This is a genomic window from Niabella drilacis, from assembly GCF_900101395.1.
GTDB classification, from domain to species: domain Bacteria; phylum Bacteroidota; class Bacteroidia; order Chitinophagales; family Chitinophagaceae; genus Niabella; species Niabella drilacis.
Map to the genome: position 1 here is coordinate 460,039 of NZ_FMZO01000002.1, position 17,627 is coordinate 477,665.

The window sequence follows — 17,627 nt, forward strand, 5'->3', positions numbered from 1 at the left end:
ATAACATCGAAGTGCAGAACGGGATTCTTACGAAGATTAATTAAATGTGGCTTTGGAAAATAGCAACAAGAAAATAGCAAAAAATACGCTGCTGCTTTACTTCAGAATGTTTTTGACCATGGGAGTAAGTTTGTACACTTCCAGGGTAGTGTTGAATGTATTGGGCGTAAATGATTATGGTATTTATAGCGTAATTGGGGGAGTGGTGGCGCTTTTTGTTTTCCTGAACGGAGCCATGTCATCCGCCACACAGCGGTTCCTGGCGGTAGATATTGGCAGAGAGGACTGGGCGCGCCTGCATAAGACGTTCAATGCTGCTTTAATTATTCATATTGGTATTGCCCTTGTGATTTTGTTAATTGCCGAAACAGCAGGTCTCTGGTTTATTAATCACAAGCTGGTAATACCGGGCGACCGGATTGCAGAAGCTAATTTTGTGTACCAGTTTTCGGTGTTGTCGAGTATTATAACCATCACCCAGGTGCCTTTTAATGCAATTATTATTGCAAGGGAGCGTATGAGTGCTTTTGCACTGATAGGCATTGTTGAGGTGCTGCTGAAATTGATTATCGTATACCTGCTCTTTATATCTTCGTTTGACAAGCTGAAAACCTATGCAGTGCTTTTAGTAGTAGTAGCTTTTCTGGTCTCCACCATATATAAAATTTACTGTGTCCGTAATTTTAAAGAGACGAAGTTTAAGTTGTTTGCCGAAAGGGGCGCGTACAAGGAACTTTTGGCATATTCAGGCTGGAACCTTTTTGGGAATATTGCCGCTGTTGCAAAAGGACAGGGGGTAAATATATTATTGAACCTCTTTTTCGGGACCGTGGTTAATGCGGCTTATGGCATTATGATGCAGGTACAGGGCGCTATCGGAGGTTTTGTACAGAATTTTCAAACAGCAATTAATCCTCAGATCTATAAAAGTTACGGGCGTGGTGATCGGGAAACGATGCAATATGTTATGTTTAAGGGTGCAAAACTCTCATTCTTTTTGCTGCTGATTCTTGTATGCCCCGTCGTGTTTAATATTCATTTTGTTTTAACCTGGTGGCTGAAAAACCCTCCGGCATATACAGAGGTTTTTGTGACCCTGATGTTGGTAAACCTCACTATTGAAAGTATTTCTTACCCGTTAATCACGGGGGCTCTGGCTACTGGTAAAATAAAATGGTATCAGGTGATTGTTGGGATGACCCTGATCTTTAATCTTCCGGTTAACTACTTCATGTTTAAGGCCTACGCCGATCCTGTGTATTTCCTGTATGTTGCAATCCTGTTGTCTCTGATCACTTTGGTGTTTAGAGTACTGTTTCTCAGACGGATGCTCGGATTGAATATCCGTACCTTTTTCAGGGAAGTTCTTTGGCCTGTGATTGCCGTTTCTCTTTTATGTTTTGGAGTGTTGCATGTAGCAGCTGCCTGTATTGGAAGGGCTGCAAGTTTTATACAACTGCTTTATGAAAGTTTTTTTCTAATAGGTATTATAAGTGTGCTGATCTTTTTCATCGGGCTGTCCAGATCGGAGCGGGCATCTCTTAGGAAGTTCGCCAGGAAAAAGATCGCAAGAAATATTAAATATGAATCTTTTTAACGGGGAGTTTTGTACCGGATGCGGATTGTGTGTGTCAGAATCTGAGCAGGTAATCAAAATGGATTGGGATGAGTACGGGTTCCTCAAACCCGTTACATTACATGGGAATATGCCCGGTGAAGCGATGAAGGTTTGTCCTTTTAACCCAAAACCCGAGGATGCAATAGCTGATGAGGATAAATTGGCCGGTATTTATTTAAAGGAAGCCGCTCAGTTCGATCCTGAGATCGGGTGTTTTGAAAATACCTATATCGGGTACAGCCGGAACTGGCGCAGCACGTCGTCTTCCGGAGGAATGGCAACATATATCTTTGAGCAGCTGCTGCAGTTAAGGATTGTGGACCATTTATATATTGTAAAGGAAGTAAATGGCAGTTATGCCTATCAATTGTTTTCAAATGAGACGGAAATAAAGGAGACCTCGAAGACACGATATATTCCGGTTACATTGGAAGATCTGTTTATCAACATCGGCAATATCGAAGGAAAAGTGGCCGTGTCAGGCGTGGCTTGTTTCATAAAGGCTATAAGATTAAAACAATATTATTATCCGGAGTTGCGGGATAAAATACCTTTTTTGATCGGGATTATTTGCGGTGGCTGGAAAAGCAGTTTTTTTACAGATTTTCTGGCTCAGAGTTCGGGGATTGACGGGGACTATCGTAACCAGGAGTATAGGATAAAAGATGCAAATAGCACGGCGTCTGACTATTCCTTTGGAGCGTACGACGGCAGGGGCGCTTTTTACCAGATGAAGATGTCGAGGGTCGGAGATATGTGGGGATCCGGGTTGTTTAAATCAAAGGCCTGTGATTTTTGCACCGATGTGTTAACGGAGCTGGCTGATATTTCCCTGGGAGATGCCTGGTTGCCCGAATGCCGGTCAGATGGAATGGGGAACAGTATCATTATTACCAGGACATTGCTGGCGGACCAATTGATCCGGGAGGGTATGGAAAGAGATGATCTCTGCGTTCAACCGGCTCCGAAGAGCAGGATCATCGAATCCCAGCGGCCGAGTTTTTCTCACAGGCGGGATGGCTTGAAGTTTCGAATACGGATGGCAAAGTTGCAGGGCTGCGTTTTGCCGTATGTCCGGAAACGGGTTTTAAGACCTATTTCCATTTCTTATAGCATCGTTCAGCTGCAACGGTCGATAACGAGGAGTGAAAGCCTGGAGCAGTGGCGGGCCGCCTCTTCCCTGGAAGTATTTAACAGGAAAATGAATAAAGCCTTAAAGCGGCTAAGGTTTGTGACAAGGGTATACCACAAAATGAGAAAATTTAAGATATCATGAAAATTGGAATTCTTACGCTTCCGTTACATGGAAACTATGGAGGGAATCTGCAGGCGTTTGCTCTTATGAGCTACCTGAAACATATGGGGCATGAGCCTGTTCTTGTTAATCTGGTTAGTGAGGCGCCTGGCAGCAAAACCCTGCAATCGCAGGTGAAACAGCTTGTCCGGAGCGGGATCGGATCTATTCCTTTTTTAGGTAAAAGGATCCTTTCGTCGCGGAACGTGTACAAGCATTCCGAACACTTTATCGGAAAATATATCCGGCCCCGGACCTGTTCCGTAAAGGGAAAAGATGATTTCGAAATATTGAGGAAGTATGAGTTGGATGGTTACATCGTTGGAAGCGACCAGGTATGGCGTAAGGAGTATGCCAAGACCTATATCAGCAGTTATTTTCTGGACTTTATAAGAGATGAAACGAAGTTGAGAATAGCATACGCAGCTTCTTTCGGGGTTGATGCCTGGCAATTTGATCCAACGCTTACTTCGGATCTGAAAATGCTGATACATAAGTTTGATATGGTAGCCGTAAGGGAAGATTCTGCGGTTGCTTTGTGTAAGCAGTATTTTGATGTAAAAGCTGAGCATGTTATAGATCCGACGATGCTGATCAAAAAGGAAGAGTACGGGGCCTTAATCGCCCGGGAGCAAGTACCTCAAAGTAAGGGCGATTGCATGGTGTACATCCTGGATGATTCTGAGGATAAAAAAAAGCTGGTGGATAAAATTGCCGTTGACGGAGGATTTCGCTGTTTTACGGTAAATGCTCAGACCCAAAACAGAAAAGCCCCCATCAGACAAAGACGGTATCCTCCTGTGGCGTCCTGGCTACGGGGATTTATGGATGCGAAATTCGTGGTTACGGATTCTTTTCATGGAACAGCTTTTTCTATATTATTCAATAAGCCTTTTATTGTTGTGGGCAATAAAGAAAGAGGACTGGCGCGATTTGCTTCCATTGCGAGGATGTTTGATCTGGAACATCGTATGCTGGCATCAGTAGGAGAGTACGATGCCTCATTATTAAATCAGACAATAGATTGGCAGAAGGTGAACGGGAGGTTGGAAATGTACAGGGAAAAGGCCGCCCGGATGCTTGGAACTTATTTAAAATAGTAATGTAATAATGACCCCGGTTTTTTCTATAATTATACCTGTTTATAATGCTGAACGGTATCTGAAAGCCTGCCTGGATAGTGTTCTTAAGCAATCCTTTGACAATTTTGAACTGTTGTTGATAAACGACGGCAGTAGCGATTCATCGGGCCGGATTTGTGATGAATATGCGCAGAATGACAGGCGCGTAAAAGTGTTTCATAAGAAAAATGGGGGTGTGAGCGCCGCCAGGAACCTGGGACTTGAGCACGCTACCGGGGAGTGGCTGTGTTTTATTGATAGTGATGACGGTGTGGATGCATGCTGGCTTCAGCAATATGCAGAGAACCTGGATGCAGATGTGCTATTTCAGGGGGCCGCAATCATATATAATCATAAAACAGTCGGGGTGAAACTGGAGCCCGGTTTTGGATACGGCGGGGAAAAAGACCGTCTGGTTGCTTACCTGGAGAATGTGCCGGGAGCTTTACTGAATAGTACATGGAGTAAGTGTTGCAGGGCCTCGATCGTTAAAGCGCATGATCTTCGGTTTTTGGAAAATTGTCATCTCAGTGAAGACCTGATTTTTATTCTGCATTATTTAACAGTTAGCAGGACGGTCCGGGTCATTGATTATTGCGGGTATCAGTACTACAAGAGAAATGACGGAAGCCTGACCAGTACAAAACACCCGCCCGAGGCATTGCTGCAATGGAAAAGAGAGGTTATTAACGCATTGGATATCTATTGCAGGGGAGACAGAAATAATATTGTTTTTAAAAGCGTAAGCGCTAAGGAGTTCTCTTACCTGGCGTTTTGGATGATAGAGAATTTTAGCAGGGTCGGTTATTCACTGAGGACGGATTATTACACATTGTTTAGAAGTTTGAAAAGATGGGTGTCAATATACTCGTTGTCTGCTAACCGGTATATATATGCATTGAATTGCCGGCCTTATATCCTGTTCGATTTTTTGCTGTTGGTGTATTCGAAGACGTATTTATTCAGCAGGGGATGCATTCAGGGGGTATTTAAAAGATAGAGGTTATGTACGATCACGTAAGAGTTGTTTATGTGCTGATAAATCTGCTTAACGTTATCGTTATGATCTATTTTGGCGTGCAAATGTCCAGGACGGCCAGTAAAAGAATGTATTGGCAGTACGCCGCTTTTCCGATCATTTCCTATTGCATATGCATGGGATTGCGATTCGGGCGAATGATTGATTATAATTTGTACGCTGATCGCTATCACGAATTGGGGAGGAGTCTTAAAGAAGGAGGATATGAACTTTTATTTGGTCTGATAAATAATGTCATGTTCAATTTAGGGCTGCCTTATCAATGCTTTGTTTTGTTATGCAGTTTTTTGCTTATATATTCCTTTGTGTTCTTGTTGAAAAGTTATAGAAGAGCGGCTCCCTATATGTTGGTGATTTTTTTAATAGAGGCCTATAATGCGGAGAATTATATCCGGTGGTATTTGGGGATTGCTTTTTTTCTGTTCTTTGTGGCCTTTTTGCATAAAAGTAATTATCTGAAATCCGCGGTGTCTGGCATTGTCGCCGTTTTATTTCATGTTGGTATCCTGCCGTTAATAGCAGCATGTTTGGCATTGTGCTGGCTGAGGAGGAATATAGTGCCGCCGGTCGTAGCCCAGGTATTGTTGATTGTATCTGTATACCTCGGTAGTATTCAGCTGCTGGGTTTTTTGGAACCGTATATTAATTTTTTTGGATTTGATCAGCGGTCCACTTCTTATGCTGATAATTTCGGGGAACTGATAAACGGGCAATTGGGGTCGATAGGCGTGAGAGATGAATTGCGATGGAGCACACAGATCCGGAAAATAGTGGCCTATTCTTTCCCTTTGTATATTATTCCGCAATTGCTGAAAAGGAATAAGATCCGATATCTGGACGCGAACCTGTTTGCCATTGGTATCATCATCGCTCCGATATTCGGACAGGTAGAGATATTGGACAGATATGGCAGTGCGTTTTTGTTATTCTCCGTAATTGTATCAGGCTACTCCTATTATTATGTTTTGTCAAATTACAGAAGATATAGTGTTTATATGCAATTTTTTTGTGTAGTAAGTTTGATCTTCTATATATACCCTGTTTTTTCCGATATGCTCAGCAGAACGGAATGGTATCATATGTTGTTTATATGGGATGCGGAGGGAAGGGAGAAGCTCCCGCTGTATTATTTTTTAAAGTAGAAAAACGGGGATGCCGAAAAAAAGGATTGATTATGTTACTAAATAAAATCGATAAATGAATATTCTTCATTTGCTCTTTTCGATGAGAACGGGAGGAATAGAAACCATGCTGGTGGATATTGTGCAGCAGCAATCGCTTCAGCATAAGGTTTCTGTTGCGGTGATCAATGATGAAATAGACGAGTCGCTGGTGGCTAAATTACCTGCCAATGTACAACTATACCGGGTTAACCGGGCTGCCGGGAGTAAATCGTTGCGGTCTGTATTCAAGGTGATCAGGCTGAACCGGATGATCTTTAGGAATCAATATGATATTGTTCATTGCCACTCGCATCCTGTAGCAGGGCTGCTTTGGCCGGGGCTAAGAAAAAAGGCTGTGTTAACATTACATATTACTGATATAGAATCAAAACACTTCGGAAAATATAGAAAGATATATGCTATTTCTTCTGCGGTGGCGCAGGATCTGAAAAGACGGACCGGTTTTAATGCCATCGTGGTTTGCAATGGCATAGATGTAGGATCCATTATGCGTAAAAAAGCCGGTATGGTTATCGGTGGAAGAAGCCCGTACAGGATTGTTCAGATAGGACGGCTGGATGTGGAAAAAAAAGGGCAGGATGTTTTAATAGAAGCAATATATCTCCTGAAGATAAAGGGAATACAGGATGTATATGCCGATTTTATTGGAGAAGGGGCCTCCTTTGATTTTTTGCGTGACCTGGTAAAAAAACGCTCTTTAGATGCTCAGATATCTTTTTTGGGGCTCAGAGACAGGACTTATATCTACACTCATTTGAAAGATTATGACCTGTTGGTTCAGCCTTCTTTTGTGGAGGGCTTTGGGCTGACCATTGTTGAGAGTATGGCTGCAAAAACGCCTGTTCTGGTTTCCGATATCGAGGGGCCGATGGAGGTAATTGAGAATGGGAAATATGGAAGTTGTTTTGAAAAAGGGAACGTATCGGATCTGGCCGAAAAACTTGAGGAGATCATTAAGGGTGACCGGAACAGGATAGCGGCTATTGCAGAAAAAGCATGTGATCACGTAAAAGAACTGTATAGTATTCAGCGAACCGCATCCGGCTATTTGAAGGAATATGCATGTATATGATCTTATTGTATATCCGTTTTTTTTATCGGGTTTGATTGGAGCGGAAAGTAATTGGTATTGCATCAAATAAAATAATAGAGATATGAGTAAACGTATTCTTGCTGTTGCGTCAGCGGGGGGGCATTGGGTACAGCTTTTGAGGTTGATGCCCGCATTTGACCGGCATACGGTATCCTTTTTGTCTACAAAGGAAAATTTTAGAGAAATGGTAGCGCCGCACCCGTTCTATTTTGTACAGAATGCAACGCGTTGGAATAAATTAGGGATCCTACACACTTTTTTCCTGGTGATAAGGGTTGTCCGGGAGGTGAAACCCGATGTGATTATTACTACCGGGGCGGCGCCCGGTCTCCTTGCAATAATCGCCGGTCGCCTATGCGGAGCGCGAACACTGTGGATAGACAGTATCGCCAACGCAGAAGACCTTTCTTTAAGTGGAAAAATTGCGTCGCGTTTTGCTCACAAAGCACTTACGCAGTGGAAGGATTTAAGTAGTTCAAAATTTTCATACCAGGGAAATATATTATCATGATATTATTAACAATTGGAACACATGAACCGTTCGACAGGCTTGTTGAGGCAATGGATATTCTTGCGGGAAGCGTTTCCGAAAAGATAGTGGCTCAATTATCTGATACGGAATATAACGTAAAGAATATGGAGGTACTGGGGTTTGTTCCACCAAAGACGTTCGAACAGTTATTTAAAAAGGCAAGCTTTATTGTGAGTCATGCAGGCATGGGGACGATTCTGTCTGCCTTCGAGTTTGAAAAGCCAATCATCGTTTTCCCCCGTCTGGCCTCACTAAGAGAAACGAGGAATGAACATCAGCTGGCCACTGTAAAGAAGCTGGAGGCGATGGGCTATATAAATGTGGCATATACTGCGGAACAGTTGGAGTCCCTGGTGTTAAAAGGTGCTAGCGGGGCGTTAAAACCGTTGCATCGCATAGGAAAAGTGGCGTCATCCGGTCTGGTCGATGCTGTCAGGGAATTTATAAATTGCCCGTGAGCGTATCGGATCAGGAGGACTTAATATTATCAATTATAATTAGTATGAAAAAGATTGCAGTTATTGGGTTAGGGTATGTTGGATTACCACTGGCCCGTTTGTTTGCTACAAAATATCCGGTTATTGGCTTTGATATCAACCGGAGGCGCATCGAAGAATTACGTGCGGGAAAAGATCTGACTTTTGAAGTAGAGCATGATGTGCTGCGGAATGTTTTGGTTGGGGAAAATCCATATCATGTGGGTGAAACAGGTTTGTTTGTATCTGACCAGCTGACGGATATCGAAGGCGCTGATTTTTATGTAGTGACCGTACCTACACCGGTTGATAAACATAACCGCCCGGATTTGACACCGCTTTATAAAGCGTCGGAAACTGTGGGCAAAGTATTGAAAAAGGGAGATATCGTTGTATATGAATCAACCGTTTATCCCGGTGTTACCGAGGAAGAGTGCATCCCGGTGCTGGAAAAGATATCCGGGCTGAAATTTAATGAAGACTTTTTTGCGGGCTATTCACCGGAACGCATCAACCCGGGTGATAAGGAGCATACCGTTGAAAAAATATTGAAAGTCACATCGGGTTCTACACCCGAAACCGGTCGTGAAGTGAATGCGGTCTACCGGTCTGTAATTACAGCAGGAACACATCTTGCGCCGACCATTAAGGTGGCGGAGGCTGCTAAGGTGATCGAGAATTCGCAACGGGATATCAATATCGCTTTTGTGAATGAGCTGGCTAAGATCTTTAATATCCTGGAAATTAATACACAGGATGTGCTGGCGGCGGCGGGTACAAAATGGAATTTCCTGCCGTTCAAACCTGGGCTGGTGGGGGGGCATTGTATTGGAGTAGACCCGTATTATTTGGCTCAAAAGGCACAGGAGCACGGGTATCATCCGGAAATTATTCTGGCAGGACGCCGTTTGAATGACTCCATGGGTGAATATGTTGCGGCACAGGTAATAAAAACGATGATCAAAAAGGGGATTAATGTGAATGGTGCGGAAGTACTAATGCTGGGGATCACATTTAAAGAGAACTGCCCGGATGTGCGCAATACAAAGATAGTGGACGTTATTGCGGCATTGGCAGATTATGGTGTTAAAATAACAACTGTTGATCCAAGGGCGAATCCGGAAGAAGTGCTTCGCGAATATAATATCGAAAGCGCAACAGCGCTGCCCGTTGATAAATTCGATGCCATTGTGTTGGGGGTGGCACACAAGGAGTTTTTGGAAATGGACTTGGCAAGGCTGAAGAAGAACCCTGCAATTGTATACGATGTTAAAGGCATCCTGAAGGATTGTGATAATAAATTATAGATTGGTTTTGAGCGGGAACGCAATATGAAAAAGCATGTTAAAGAATGCGGTGCCGTAAAAGTGATTCAACCCAAAAGGAAATAAAAAAGTGATCAATTCAAGGATATCCGCCCGGGTACTTACCATAGCCCCGGCATATAAAAATTATCGTGGTGGTATTGGTGCAGTGGTAAATGCATACAGCAATTATTTTTGTCCGTTCCATTTTGTTGCTACATACCCCGAGGCAAAAACAAGATTTAAGCTTGGATCATTGCCTGTATACGTATATGCATGCTGCCAGGTAGTGTTGAAATTGCTTTTGAACAGGAACATACGTATTGTGCATATACATGGTGCGGCAAAAGGCAGTTTTTACAGGAAGTATGGTGTTTTCCTGCTGTCAAAGTACCTGTTTAAGCGAAAGGTTATTTTTCATAGTCATGGTTCTGAGCTTAAGGATTTTTATCAGCGGAAAACAGGTATTACGAGAAGGATGTTTCGGCACTGTATGAATAACGTTGATTGCATCATTTGTCTTTCGCCTCAGTGGAAATTGTTTTATGAGCATTGCTCTGTGCCTAATAAGATCGTGATACTGGAGAATATTGTAGAACAACCCGCGTGCCCCCCCGCGTCCGCTTCTTTGCAGAAATTGCCTGTTTCTTTTCTTTTTCTTGGCCTTATTGGCAACCGGAAAGGGGTTTTTGACCTGATAGAGGTGATCAGGGTGCATCGCGATGCGTTAAAAGATGCTGCAAAATTTTATATAGGAGGAAACGGTGAAATTGAAAAGCTAGGAAGATTGATTGATGAGTATCAGTTGCGGGATATGGTCGAGTTTGTGGGATGGGCGGATGGTTCAAAAAAAAAGGAGCTGTTGAATGCCTGTGATGTTTACGTACTCCCTTCTTATAATGAAGGGCTGCCAATTTCCATCCTGGAGGCTATGAGCTATGGCAAGCCTGTGATTGCTACCCGGGTAGGGGGCATACCTGAGGTCGTAAAGGAGGGGCGGAACGGATTTTTGATTGAGCCCGGGGATAAAGCGGCTTTGTGGGAACGAATCGACTCTTTTGTTCAGCATCCGGAACAGTTGAAGGAAATGGGGGCTTTGTCTTTGAAAATTGTAAAGCCTTATTTTGCAGAAAATGTGATGGAGAAATTACAGGCATTATATGGGGAACTTTTAGACACCGTATGAACCGGGTAAAGAGCGGTTAGGGCGTTTACTTTATTCCTCCTCATACCCCAATAAATTCAGGTCCACCGACTCCAGGCCGCTGATGCCATCGATGGAGCCGCGGATATGTGTTGCGTTCAGCAATACTTTTTCCAGCTGTTTTTCGCGGGCCTTCCAGAGGCGTTCCATGGCATCGCGCTCCTTCTGAATCGAGATCTTCATGCTTAAAAAGCCTTCCCGGATGGCTTTCCATTGCTCGGCAAATTCAGGGCTGGTAAGGTAGGAGTAGAGCAGGTTCATTTTGTCGCCTTTATTTTCCTGGCTTTTAGAGGCATTGAAGACTTTGATGATGCCATCCCTCAACACGCTGGCCAGCGCCTTTGCTTCGTTAAAATTGCAGATCCAAACGCCCTCTTTTTCGCCAAAACGCTCCATATCTTTGGGGTAGCGGCGGGTGACCAGCACAGCTACATCTGCACCCTGGCTGCGCATATCGGCCTTTAATTTTTCGATCCAGTCGCCCCCGAAGTTTTCAGCCCGTTTACTTTCCCAGATGATCTTGCCGCAGGCAATACCCAGGTTATTGCGGACGGTCTGGATCGAATCGGCGCCCCGAACCCCTTTTCCTACTTCTTCAACCAGGTCAAAGGGAAAGGCCGCCGCCAGCATTTCCTCCAGGGCCAGCTCCTGGCTCTCACCCTGTAGCTGCATGGAGCCCTGCTCTGCTTTACGCTGCATCTCCGCTGCAAGCTTCTTCTGCTGTTCCAGTTGTGTTTCCAGCTCTTTTAATTTCAGCTGGTACTCACTTTCCTTTAACGCTGTTTTTTCGTTTTCAATACGTCGTAACTCTTCCGTCAGTTTTTCCCGTTCTGTATGTAGCTTTTTCTGAACGGTGATCTCCAGCTCGGCTTCGCGGGTCTTGAATTCCTGCTCCTTTCTTAAAAAATCGGCCTCTTTTTGCCGGGCCAGTTTGAGCTTTTCTTCATTTTCCTCGTTGGCTTTTTGCAAAGTACCCATGCGGCTTTCAAAGTCGTTACTGATGCTTTTGCGCAGCTGCTCCTCCAGTTGTTTTTGCAGTAACTGTTTTTCTGTATTGAGTTTTTGCTGCCATTGTTCATTGGCCCTGGACGTTTCGAGCTCCGCCGCTTTTTTCAGCTGTGCAATTTCTTCATCCTTGTTCTTCTTATAGTCCTGCATTTGTTTGCGCAAGCCGTCTTTTTCTTTCTCAATAACATTTTTCAGCTCATCGGTAAGCGCAGCCTCTATCGGAAATTCGTGCTGGCAGTTCGGGCATTTTATTTTTGTAGACATAATTTTCTCATTCTTCGGTCAAACTTACAAAATAAAAAAAAACCACGCTGGATTCCCAGAGTGGTTTTTGACGAACCGGATTCTTTTTAATCAGGCTTCCTGCTTTTCTGCTTCGATCGCTGTTTTCCTGTTGCCCATCAGTTCCCTGTTGGTAGCAACCAAAACGTAGGTGTTGCTTTTTACTGAAGGAGCAACAAAAGCCTGAGGCGGAGTGGGTGTAGTTGTTGTATCTTCTTTTTGTTTATCGGTATCTTCTTTTTTGTTATCTGTTTGGGTAGAGTCCGTAGCCACTACTGTAGAGTCTGTTTTTGTACTGTCCACCTGGGCAAAGGCACTTCCTGTGATCACGGTTGCGGCTAACGCCAGCATTACTGTTTTTGTAGTTCTTTTCATGATTAAAATTTTAATAAAAAATATAAATTAATAAAGGTTTACTTACTTGCTTAAACGCCGGATCGGTCGATTGTGTTATACAGGATTTGTTAATAAATAATATAAAAAATATTAAAACGTTATTGGCTACAAGCCAGTCCTGTAAACGGTTTCAGGGCATATGTCTAAAGGTCTAAAGAGCTTTATCAGTATTTTTCTTCATCAGAAAAAGAGCAAATACAATACCATGCTGTACCAGCAAATAAGAAGAAAATGTTAATGTGGAAAGGGGTGTAGCTAACTGGTTGGAATCAATAAAAATAAATATGGGAATAAACCATCAACAGTCAAAAACTATAATTTCCAGTCAATGACCTGGTTCTCCCATTCGGTACGATGAGGGGTGGAGATGCGGATATAGTTATCCGTGTAGCCTTCCATCATACCATTCTTGTTATGGTTTTCAAACAATACTTTCCGGGTTTGACCGGAGTGCTGCTGCTCAAAGTATTGCATTTTCATATAGGACAGGTTCCTCAGTATTTTGTTCCGTTCATTCCGCAGGGGTACCGGTACTACCGGCTGAATGGAAAGCGCATGGGTGTTGGCCCGCTCTGAATAGGTAAAAACGTGGAAGTAGGATACATCCAGCTGGTGCAGGAAATCATAGGTTTCCTGGAAATAAGCGTCCGTTTCACCAGGAAACCCCACAATCACATCCACCCCAATGCAACAATGCGGCATCAGTGTTTTGATGTGGCCCACACGGTCGGCATACAGTTCCCGCTTATATCTTCTGCGCATGGCCCCCAGGATGGTATTGCTTCCGCTTTGCAGGGGAATATGGAAATGGGGCATGAACCGCTTACTGTTGGCCACAAATTCGATGATCTCATTCCCCAGGAGATTGGGTTCAATAGACGAGATCCGGAACCGTTCGATCCCTTCAACCTGGTCCAGCTCCTGTATCAGTTTGTAAAAATTTTCGCTGCGGCCGGTAATGGCCGCAGCAGCATTGCCATCCGGGCCTTTCCCAAAATCGCCCAGGTTGATACCTGTGAGCACAATCTCTTTTGCCCCGGAGGCGGCCAGGGAGCGAGCGTCTTCAATAACGGCGTCAATAGAGGCACTCCGGCTTTTGCCGCGGGCCATCGGAATCGTGCAAAAGGAACAGGTATAATCGCATCCGTCCTGTACTTTAAGGAAGGTGCGGGTGCGGTCGTTAATGGAATAGGAACTGTGAAAGCCGGTTACTTCCTCAATATCGCAGCTGCATATTTTGGCCGCGTCATTTTTAGAAAGTTCCCGGATATGTCTTACGATATTGAACTTTTCCGCGGCGCCCAGTACAAGATCCACCCCGGGAATATCTGCGATTTCCCCGGGTTTTAGCTGTGCATAACAGCCGGTGATGACTACCAGGCTTTCCGGGGCTTTACGCTGGATGCGGCGCACCAGTTGACGGCATTCTTTATCGGCATTATCGGTTACCGAGCAGGTGTTGATCACATACACATCTGCAACGTCCGTAAACTCTTTTTTCTCAAAACCCTCCCGCTCCATCAACCGGGAGATGGAGGAAGTTTCAGAATAGTTGAGTTTACAACCAAGTGTGTGGAACGCCACTGTTTTTGCACTGTGCATAAGGGCTGCAAAATTACGGAAATTTACCCGATAAGGCGTTTTCGGAGGCTGTTGAGAAATATCCGCATATTATTTTATCATAAGCAGCTATTTTTGAGGGATTAAGAACTATGTTGCGACTATTGTATACGATCTATGCGGCAGTGGTGTTCCTCGTTATTATGCTGCTTATTTTTCCGCTTTGTATCCTGGCGGCATTTTTAGGAAGGATAAGGGGGGGGAATATGATTTATATGCTTTGTACGGCCTGGGCTGATCTCTGGTTTGCCCTTGCTGGCATACGCGTGCAAAAAACCTTTACGGCCCCATTTGATAAAGAAAAAAAATATATCCTGATCGCGAATCATATATCTTACCTCGATATACCGGTGATGGTGAAGGTTTTTCGCAAACCGATGCGTGCCCTGGGCAAAGTGGAGATGGGGGCAATACCGGTTTTCGGGTTTATCTATAAGCGGGCGATCGTTACCGTGGACCGCAAATCGGCCGCAGGGAGGGCAAAGAGCATCCGTATCTTGCGATCGGTGATCAATAAAGGGATTTCTATCTTTGTTTTCCCGGAAGGTACATTTAATGAAACCGGGCGGCCTTTGAAAGATTTTTATAACGGGGCCTTTAAGCTGGCGCTGGAGACCGGTACGCCGGTGCGCCCGGTGCTGTTCCTGGACACCTACGACCGTATGCCCTATACAAAACGGTTATCCTTGAACCCGGGCAGATGCAGGGTGGTGTTCCTGGATGAGGTGCCGGTAGACGGGCTGGGACCAAAGGATCACGAACAATTAAAACAAAAAGTTTTTGCCCTGATGGAACAAAAACTGGTTGAGTACAATGTTTCCTGGATAAGGCAGGAGCCCCAATAAAGTGACGAACGTATGAACAACGAGCTCCCATATCATCCGCCGGCCGCGATGGCAGACTTTGCCGAAGTGATCATTCCGCTGGCACTGCCGCTGAACTATACCTGGGCGATCCCGGAGGAGCTGAAGGCCAGTGCTGTTGCCGGCTGCCGGGTGGAAGTGAACCTGGGTAAATCGAAAAAATATGCAGGGGTGATCAAGCGGGTGCATACCACTCCTCCGGAGTTCTTTGAAGCAAAGGAGATCGTCAACGTTCTGGATGCTGTGCCCGTGGTGTTTGAATCGCAGCTGAAACTTTGGGAATGGATGGCCCGCTACTATATGTGTACAGAGGGGGAGGTAATGGCCGCGGCCCTGCCGGCACACTTTAAACTGAGCAGTGAAACCATACTGGTATTTAACGAAGAGGCGGGTGATGATTTTACGGAGCTGGACACGGAGGCCTTCCTGGTGGCAGAAGCACTGCTGTTAAGAAAAGAGCTAAAGCTGTCCGAAGTGCAGCAGATCCTGGAAAGCAATCATGTGTACCCCGTGGTGAACCGGCTGATCCAGGGCCGGATCTGCTATGTATGGGAGTCGCTGAAGGAAAGCTACAGCCCCAAAAAGGAGACTTTTGTGCTGCTGCATCCTGATTATGATAGCGAGGCCGCCCTGGAGCAGTTGCTGAACAGCGACCCCCGGTTGCAGCGTGCCGAAAAGCAGATGGAATTGTTATTGGGGTACCTGCATTTTCAAAAAACGGAGGGGATCATTTCGAAACAGGCATTGTTGAAAAAAACGGGGGCCAGTGATACCCAGCTTAAAGGACTTGCGGATAAAGGGATCCTGGTACTGGAAAAAAGAGCAGTAGACCGGATCAGCGTGCTGCCGAAGGATATCCGGATCAATTTTAAGCTCTCCGTTGCACAGACGGCCGCGTTGGAGCGCATCCGGAGCGCATTGGAGGAAAAAGATGTTTGTTTGCTGCACGGGGTTACTTCCAGCGGAAAGACGGAGATCTATATTCATCTTATCGAGGAGCAGATCCGCAAAGGGAAACAGGTGCTTTACATGTTGCCCGAGATCGCCCTAACCTCGCAAACCATCCGCCGGCTGCAGCGGCATTTCGGGGGACATATAGGCGTGTATCATTCCCGGTTTTCGCAGAATGAGCGGGTTGAGATCTGGAACAAGGTGAGGGATGGCTCGCTGAAAGTGATCCTGGGGGCCCGGTCTTCGCTGTTCCTGCCTTTTCAGGACCTGGGGATGATCGTTTGTGATGAGGAGCATGACACTTCTTACAAACAGATGGAGCCGGCACCCCGTTATCATGCCCGGGATGCAGCCATCTATTTTGCATCCTTATTCAGCGATTGCAGGGTGGTGCTGGGGAGTGCTACCCCATCCTTCGAATCCTACAGCAATGCCCTGAACGGAAAGTACGGGCTGGTGCTATTAACAGAGCGGTTTGGTAATATTGAGCTTCCGCAGATCGGGATCATGGATACCCGGCGTTACCGCTCAAAAGAATTTGCGGATACGATCCTTTTCCCTCCCCTTGCCGAAAGCATCGGAGGCGCTCTTGGGCGGGGAAAACAGGTGATCCTTTTTCAGAACCGGAGAGGTTATACCCCCTATCAGCGCTGCAATACCTGCGGTTGGGTGCCTCAATGTAAATATTGTGATGTATCGCTGAACTATCATAAAGTGTATAACAAACTGGTATGTCATTATTGTGGTACCAGCTATCCCCTGATGGTTACCTGCCCCAGTTGTGGCAGTCATGATTTTATCCAGAAACAATTTGGAACCGAGCGGGTAGAGGAGGCGTTGCAGGAATTGTTTCCCGGAGCCCGGGTGGGGCGCATGGATATTGATGCTGTGCGGGGTAAACATGCGCATGACCAGCTGATACAGAACTTTGAGCAACAGAAACTGGATATCCTTGTAGGAACACAGATGGTAGTGAAGGGACTGGATTTTGAGCATGTGGAACTGGTGGGCATTGTGGATGCGGATGGTATTCTCTCTTTCGCGGATTTCAGGGTCAACGAGCGGGCTTTTCAGCTGATGGAGCAGGTAAGCGGCAGGGCAGGGAGGAAACATGGCACGGGCAGCGTGTTGATACAAACCACCCAGCCGGAGCATCCGGTGCTTTTGCGGGTGCAGCAGCATGAATACCGGGCTTTATTTGATGATGAATTGCCGAAAAGAGAACAGTTTGGCTATCCTCCCTATACACGGTTGATCCGGCTTACATTTAAGAATAAGATCAGGGATGTGGTACGCGATGCCGCAACCTGGTTTACCACGGGGCTCCAGGACCGCTATGGAAATTATATCACCGGTCCTTCGGAACCCCTTATTAATAAAGTACGCAATCAATACCTGATGGAGCTCCTGTTAAAGCTGCCGCGAAGTACGCGGCTGATCGAACAGTGCAAGAAGGATGTCCTTTACCATGTGGCCCTGTTGCATCAGGAAAAACGATACCGGTCTGTAGTGGTGATCCCGGATGTGGATCCCTTTTAAATTTAAGAGTAAGGGGTACATAGCATTATTAAGCCGGTCATCTGTAGTGCGCCACCGGGGATCGTTTTTTGCTCATTGATTATAAGGATTTGTATGGAAAGAC

The 17,627-nt window shown here is 45.3% G+C and carries 15 protein-coding genes; 12 read left to right on the forward strand and 3 right to left on the reverse strand.

Annotation, left to right across the window (positions count from 1 at the left end):
- Nucleotides 1–46: 46 nt before the first annotated feature.
- From BLS44_RS05340 to BLS44_RS05385, 10 genes are all read left to right on the forward strand, one after another.
- Nucleotides 47–1,597, forward strand: coding sequence for a lipopolysaccharide biosynthesis protein (locus BLS44_RS05340; protein ID WP_143019665.1), 1,551 nt, complete (start codon nt 47–49; stop codon nt 1,595–1,597).
- Entirely contained in the window at nt 1,584–2,894 is a 1,311-nt protein-coding gene (locus tag BLS44_RS05345; RefSeq protein WP_090388999.1) for a Coenzyme F420 hydrogenase/dehydrogenase, beta subunit C-terminal domain, read from the forward strand. The genes BLS44_RS05340 and BLS44_RS05345 overlap by 14 nt, the downstream gene beginning before the upstream one ends.
- The gene (locus BLS44_RS05350; RefSeq protein WP_090389000.1) at nt 2,891–4,012 is read left to right on the forward strand and encodes a polysaccharide pyruvyl transferase family protein; all 1,122 of its coding nucleotides are present in this window, start codon (nt 2,891–2,893) and stop codon (nt 4,010–4,012) included. Before BLS44_RS05345 ends, BLS44_RS05350 begins: the two co-directional genes overlap by 4 nt.
- Before the next feature lie 10 nt (nt 4,013–4,022).
- A complete protein-coding gene (locus BLS44_RS05355) occupies nt 4,023–5,033 on the forward strand; it encodes a glycosyltransferase family 2 protein (RefSeq protein ID WP_090389001.1) in 1,011 nt (336 codons plus the stop codon).
- A gap of 107 nt (nt 5,034–5,140) precedes the next feature.
- Nucleotides 5,141–6,214 (forward strand): EpsG family protein, encoded by a 1,074-nt coding sequence (locus tag BLS44_RS05360; RefSeq protein ID WP_262492842.1) that lies wholly within the window; start codon nt 5,141–5,143, stop codon nt 6,212–6,214.
- A 55-nt stretch (nt 6,215–6,269) separates the two neighbouring features.
- The gene (locus BLS44_RS05365) at nt 6,270–7,328 is read left to right on the forward strand and encodes a glycosyltransferase family 4 protein (protein WP_090389003.1); all 1,059 of its coding nucleotides are present in this window, start codon (nt 6,270–6,272) and stop codon (nt 7,326–7,328) included.
- A gap of 82 nt (nt 7,329–7,410) precedes the next feature.
- Complete coding sequence (locus BLS44_RS05370) at nt 7,411–7,860, forward strand: glycosyltransferase family protein (protein WP_090389004.1); 450 nt, start codon at nt 7,411–7,413, stop codon at nt 7,858–7,860.
- Nucleotides 7,857–8,339: a glycosyltransferase gene (locus BLS44_RS05375; RefSeq protein ID WP_090389005.1), complete on the forward strand. Its 483-nt coding sequence runs from the start codon at nt 7,857–7,859 to the stop codon at nt 8,337–8,339. The genes BLS44_RS05370 and BLS44_RS05375 overlap by 4 nt, the downstream gene beginning before the upstream one ends.
- Before the next feature lie 44 nt (nt 8,340–8,383).
- Complete coding sequence (locus BLS44_RS05380) at nt 8,384–9,664, forward strand: nucleotide sugar dehydrogenase (RefSeq protein ID WP_090389006.1); 1,281 nt, start codon at nt 8,384–8,386, stop codon at nt 9,662–9,664.
- Between the two features lie 88 nt (nt 9,665–9,752).
- Nucleotides 9,753–10,847, forward strand: a complete 1,095-nt coding sequence (locus BLS44_RS05385; protein WP_090389007.1) for a glycosyltransferase family 4 protein — start codon at nt 9,753–9,755, stop codon at nt 10,845–10,847.
- Nucleotides 10,848–10,877: 30 nt separating this feature from the next.
- On the opposite strand, the gene BLS44_RS05390 is transcribed toward BLS44_RS05385, so the two are convergent.
- From BLS44_RS05390 to mtaB, 3 genes are all read right to left on the reverse strand, one after another.
- The gene (locus BLS44_RS05390; protein WP_090389008.1) at nt 10,878–12,137 is read right to left on the reverse strand and encodes a DUF2130 domain-containing protein; all 1,260 of its coding nucleotides are present in this window, start codon (nt 12,135–12,137) and stop codon (nt 10,878–10,880) included.
- Nucleotides 12,138–12,227: 90 nt separating this feature from the next.
- Nucleotides 12,228–12,530 carry a hypothetical protein gene (locus tag BLS44_RS05395; protein ID WP_090389009.1) on the reverse strand — a complete coding sequence of 101 codons (303 nt, stop codon included), beginning with the start codon at nt 12,528–12,530 and terminating at the stop codon, nt 12,228–12,230.
- A 333-nt stretch (nt 12,531–12,863) separates the two neighbouring features.
- The gene (gene mtaB / locus BLS44_RS05400; protein ID WP_090389010.1) at nt 12,864–14,153 is read right to left on the reverse strand and encodes a tRNA (N(6)-L-threonylcarbamoyladenosine(37)-C(2))-methylthiotransferase MtaB; all 1,290 of its coding nucleotides are present in this window, start codon (nt 14,151–14,153) and stop codon (nt 12,864–12,866) included.
- A 110-nt stretch (nt 14,154–14,263) separates the two neighbouring features.
- On the opposite strand from mtaB, the gene BLS44_RS05405 reads away from it, so the two are divergent.
- Nucleotides 14,264–15,016, forward strand: a complete 753-nt coding sequence (locus tag BLS44_RS05405) for a lysophospholipid acyltransferase family protein (protein ID WP_090389011.1) — start codon at nt 14,264–14,266, stop codon at nt 15,014–15,016.
- Nucleotides 15,017–15,028: 12 nt separating this feature from the next.
- Complete coding sequence (gene priA, locus BLS44_RS05410; protein ID WP_090389012.1) at nt 15,029–17,524, forward strand: replication restart helicase PriA; 2,496 nt, start codon at nt 15,029–15,031, stop codon at nt 17,522–17,524.
- Nucleotides 17,525–17,627 lie beyond the last annotated feature (103 nt).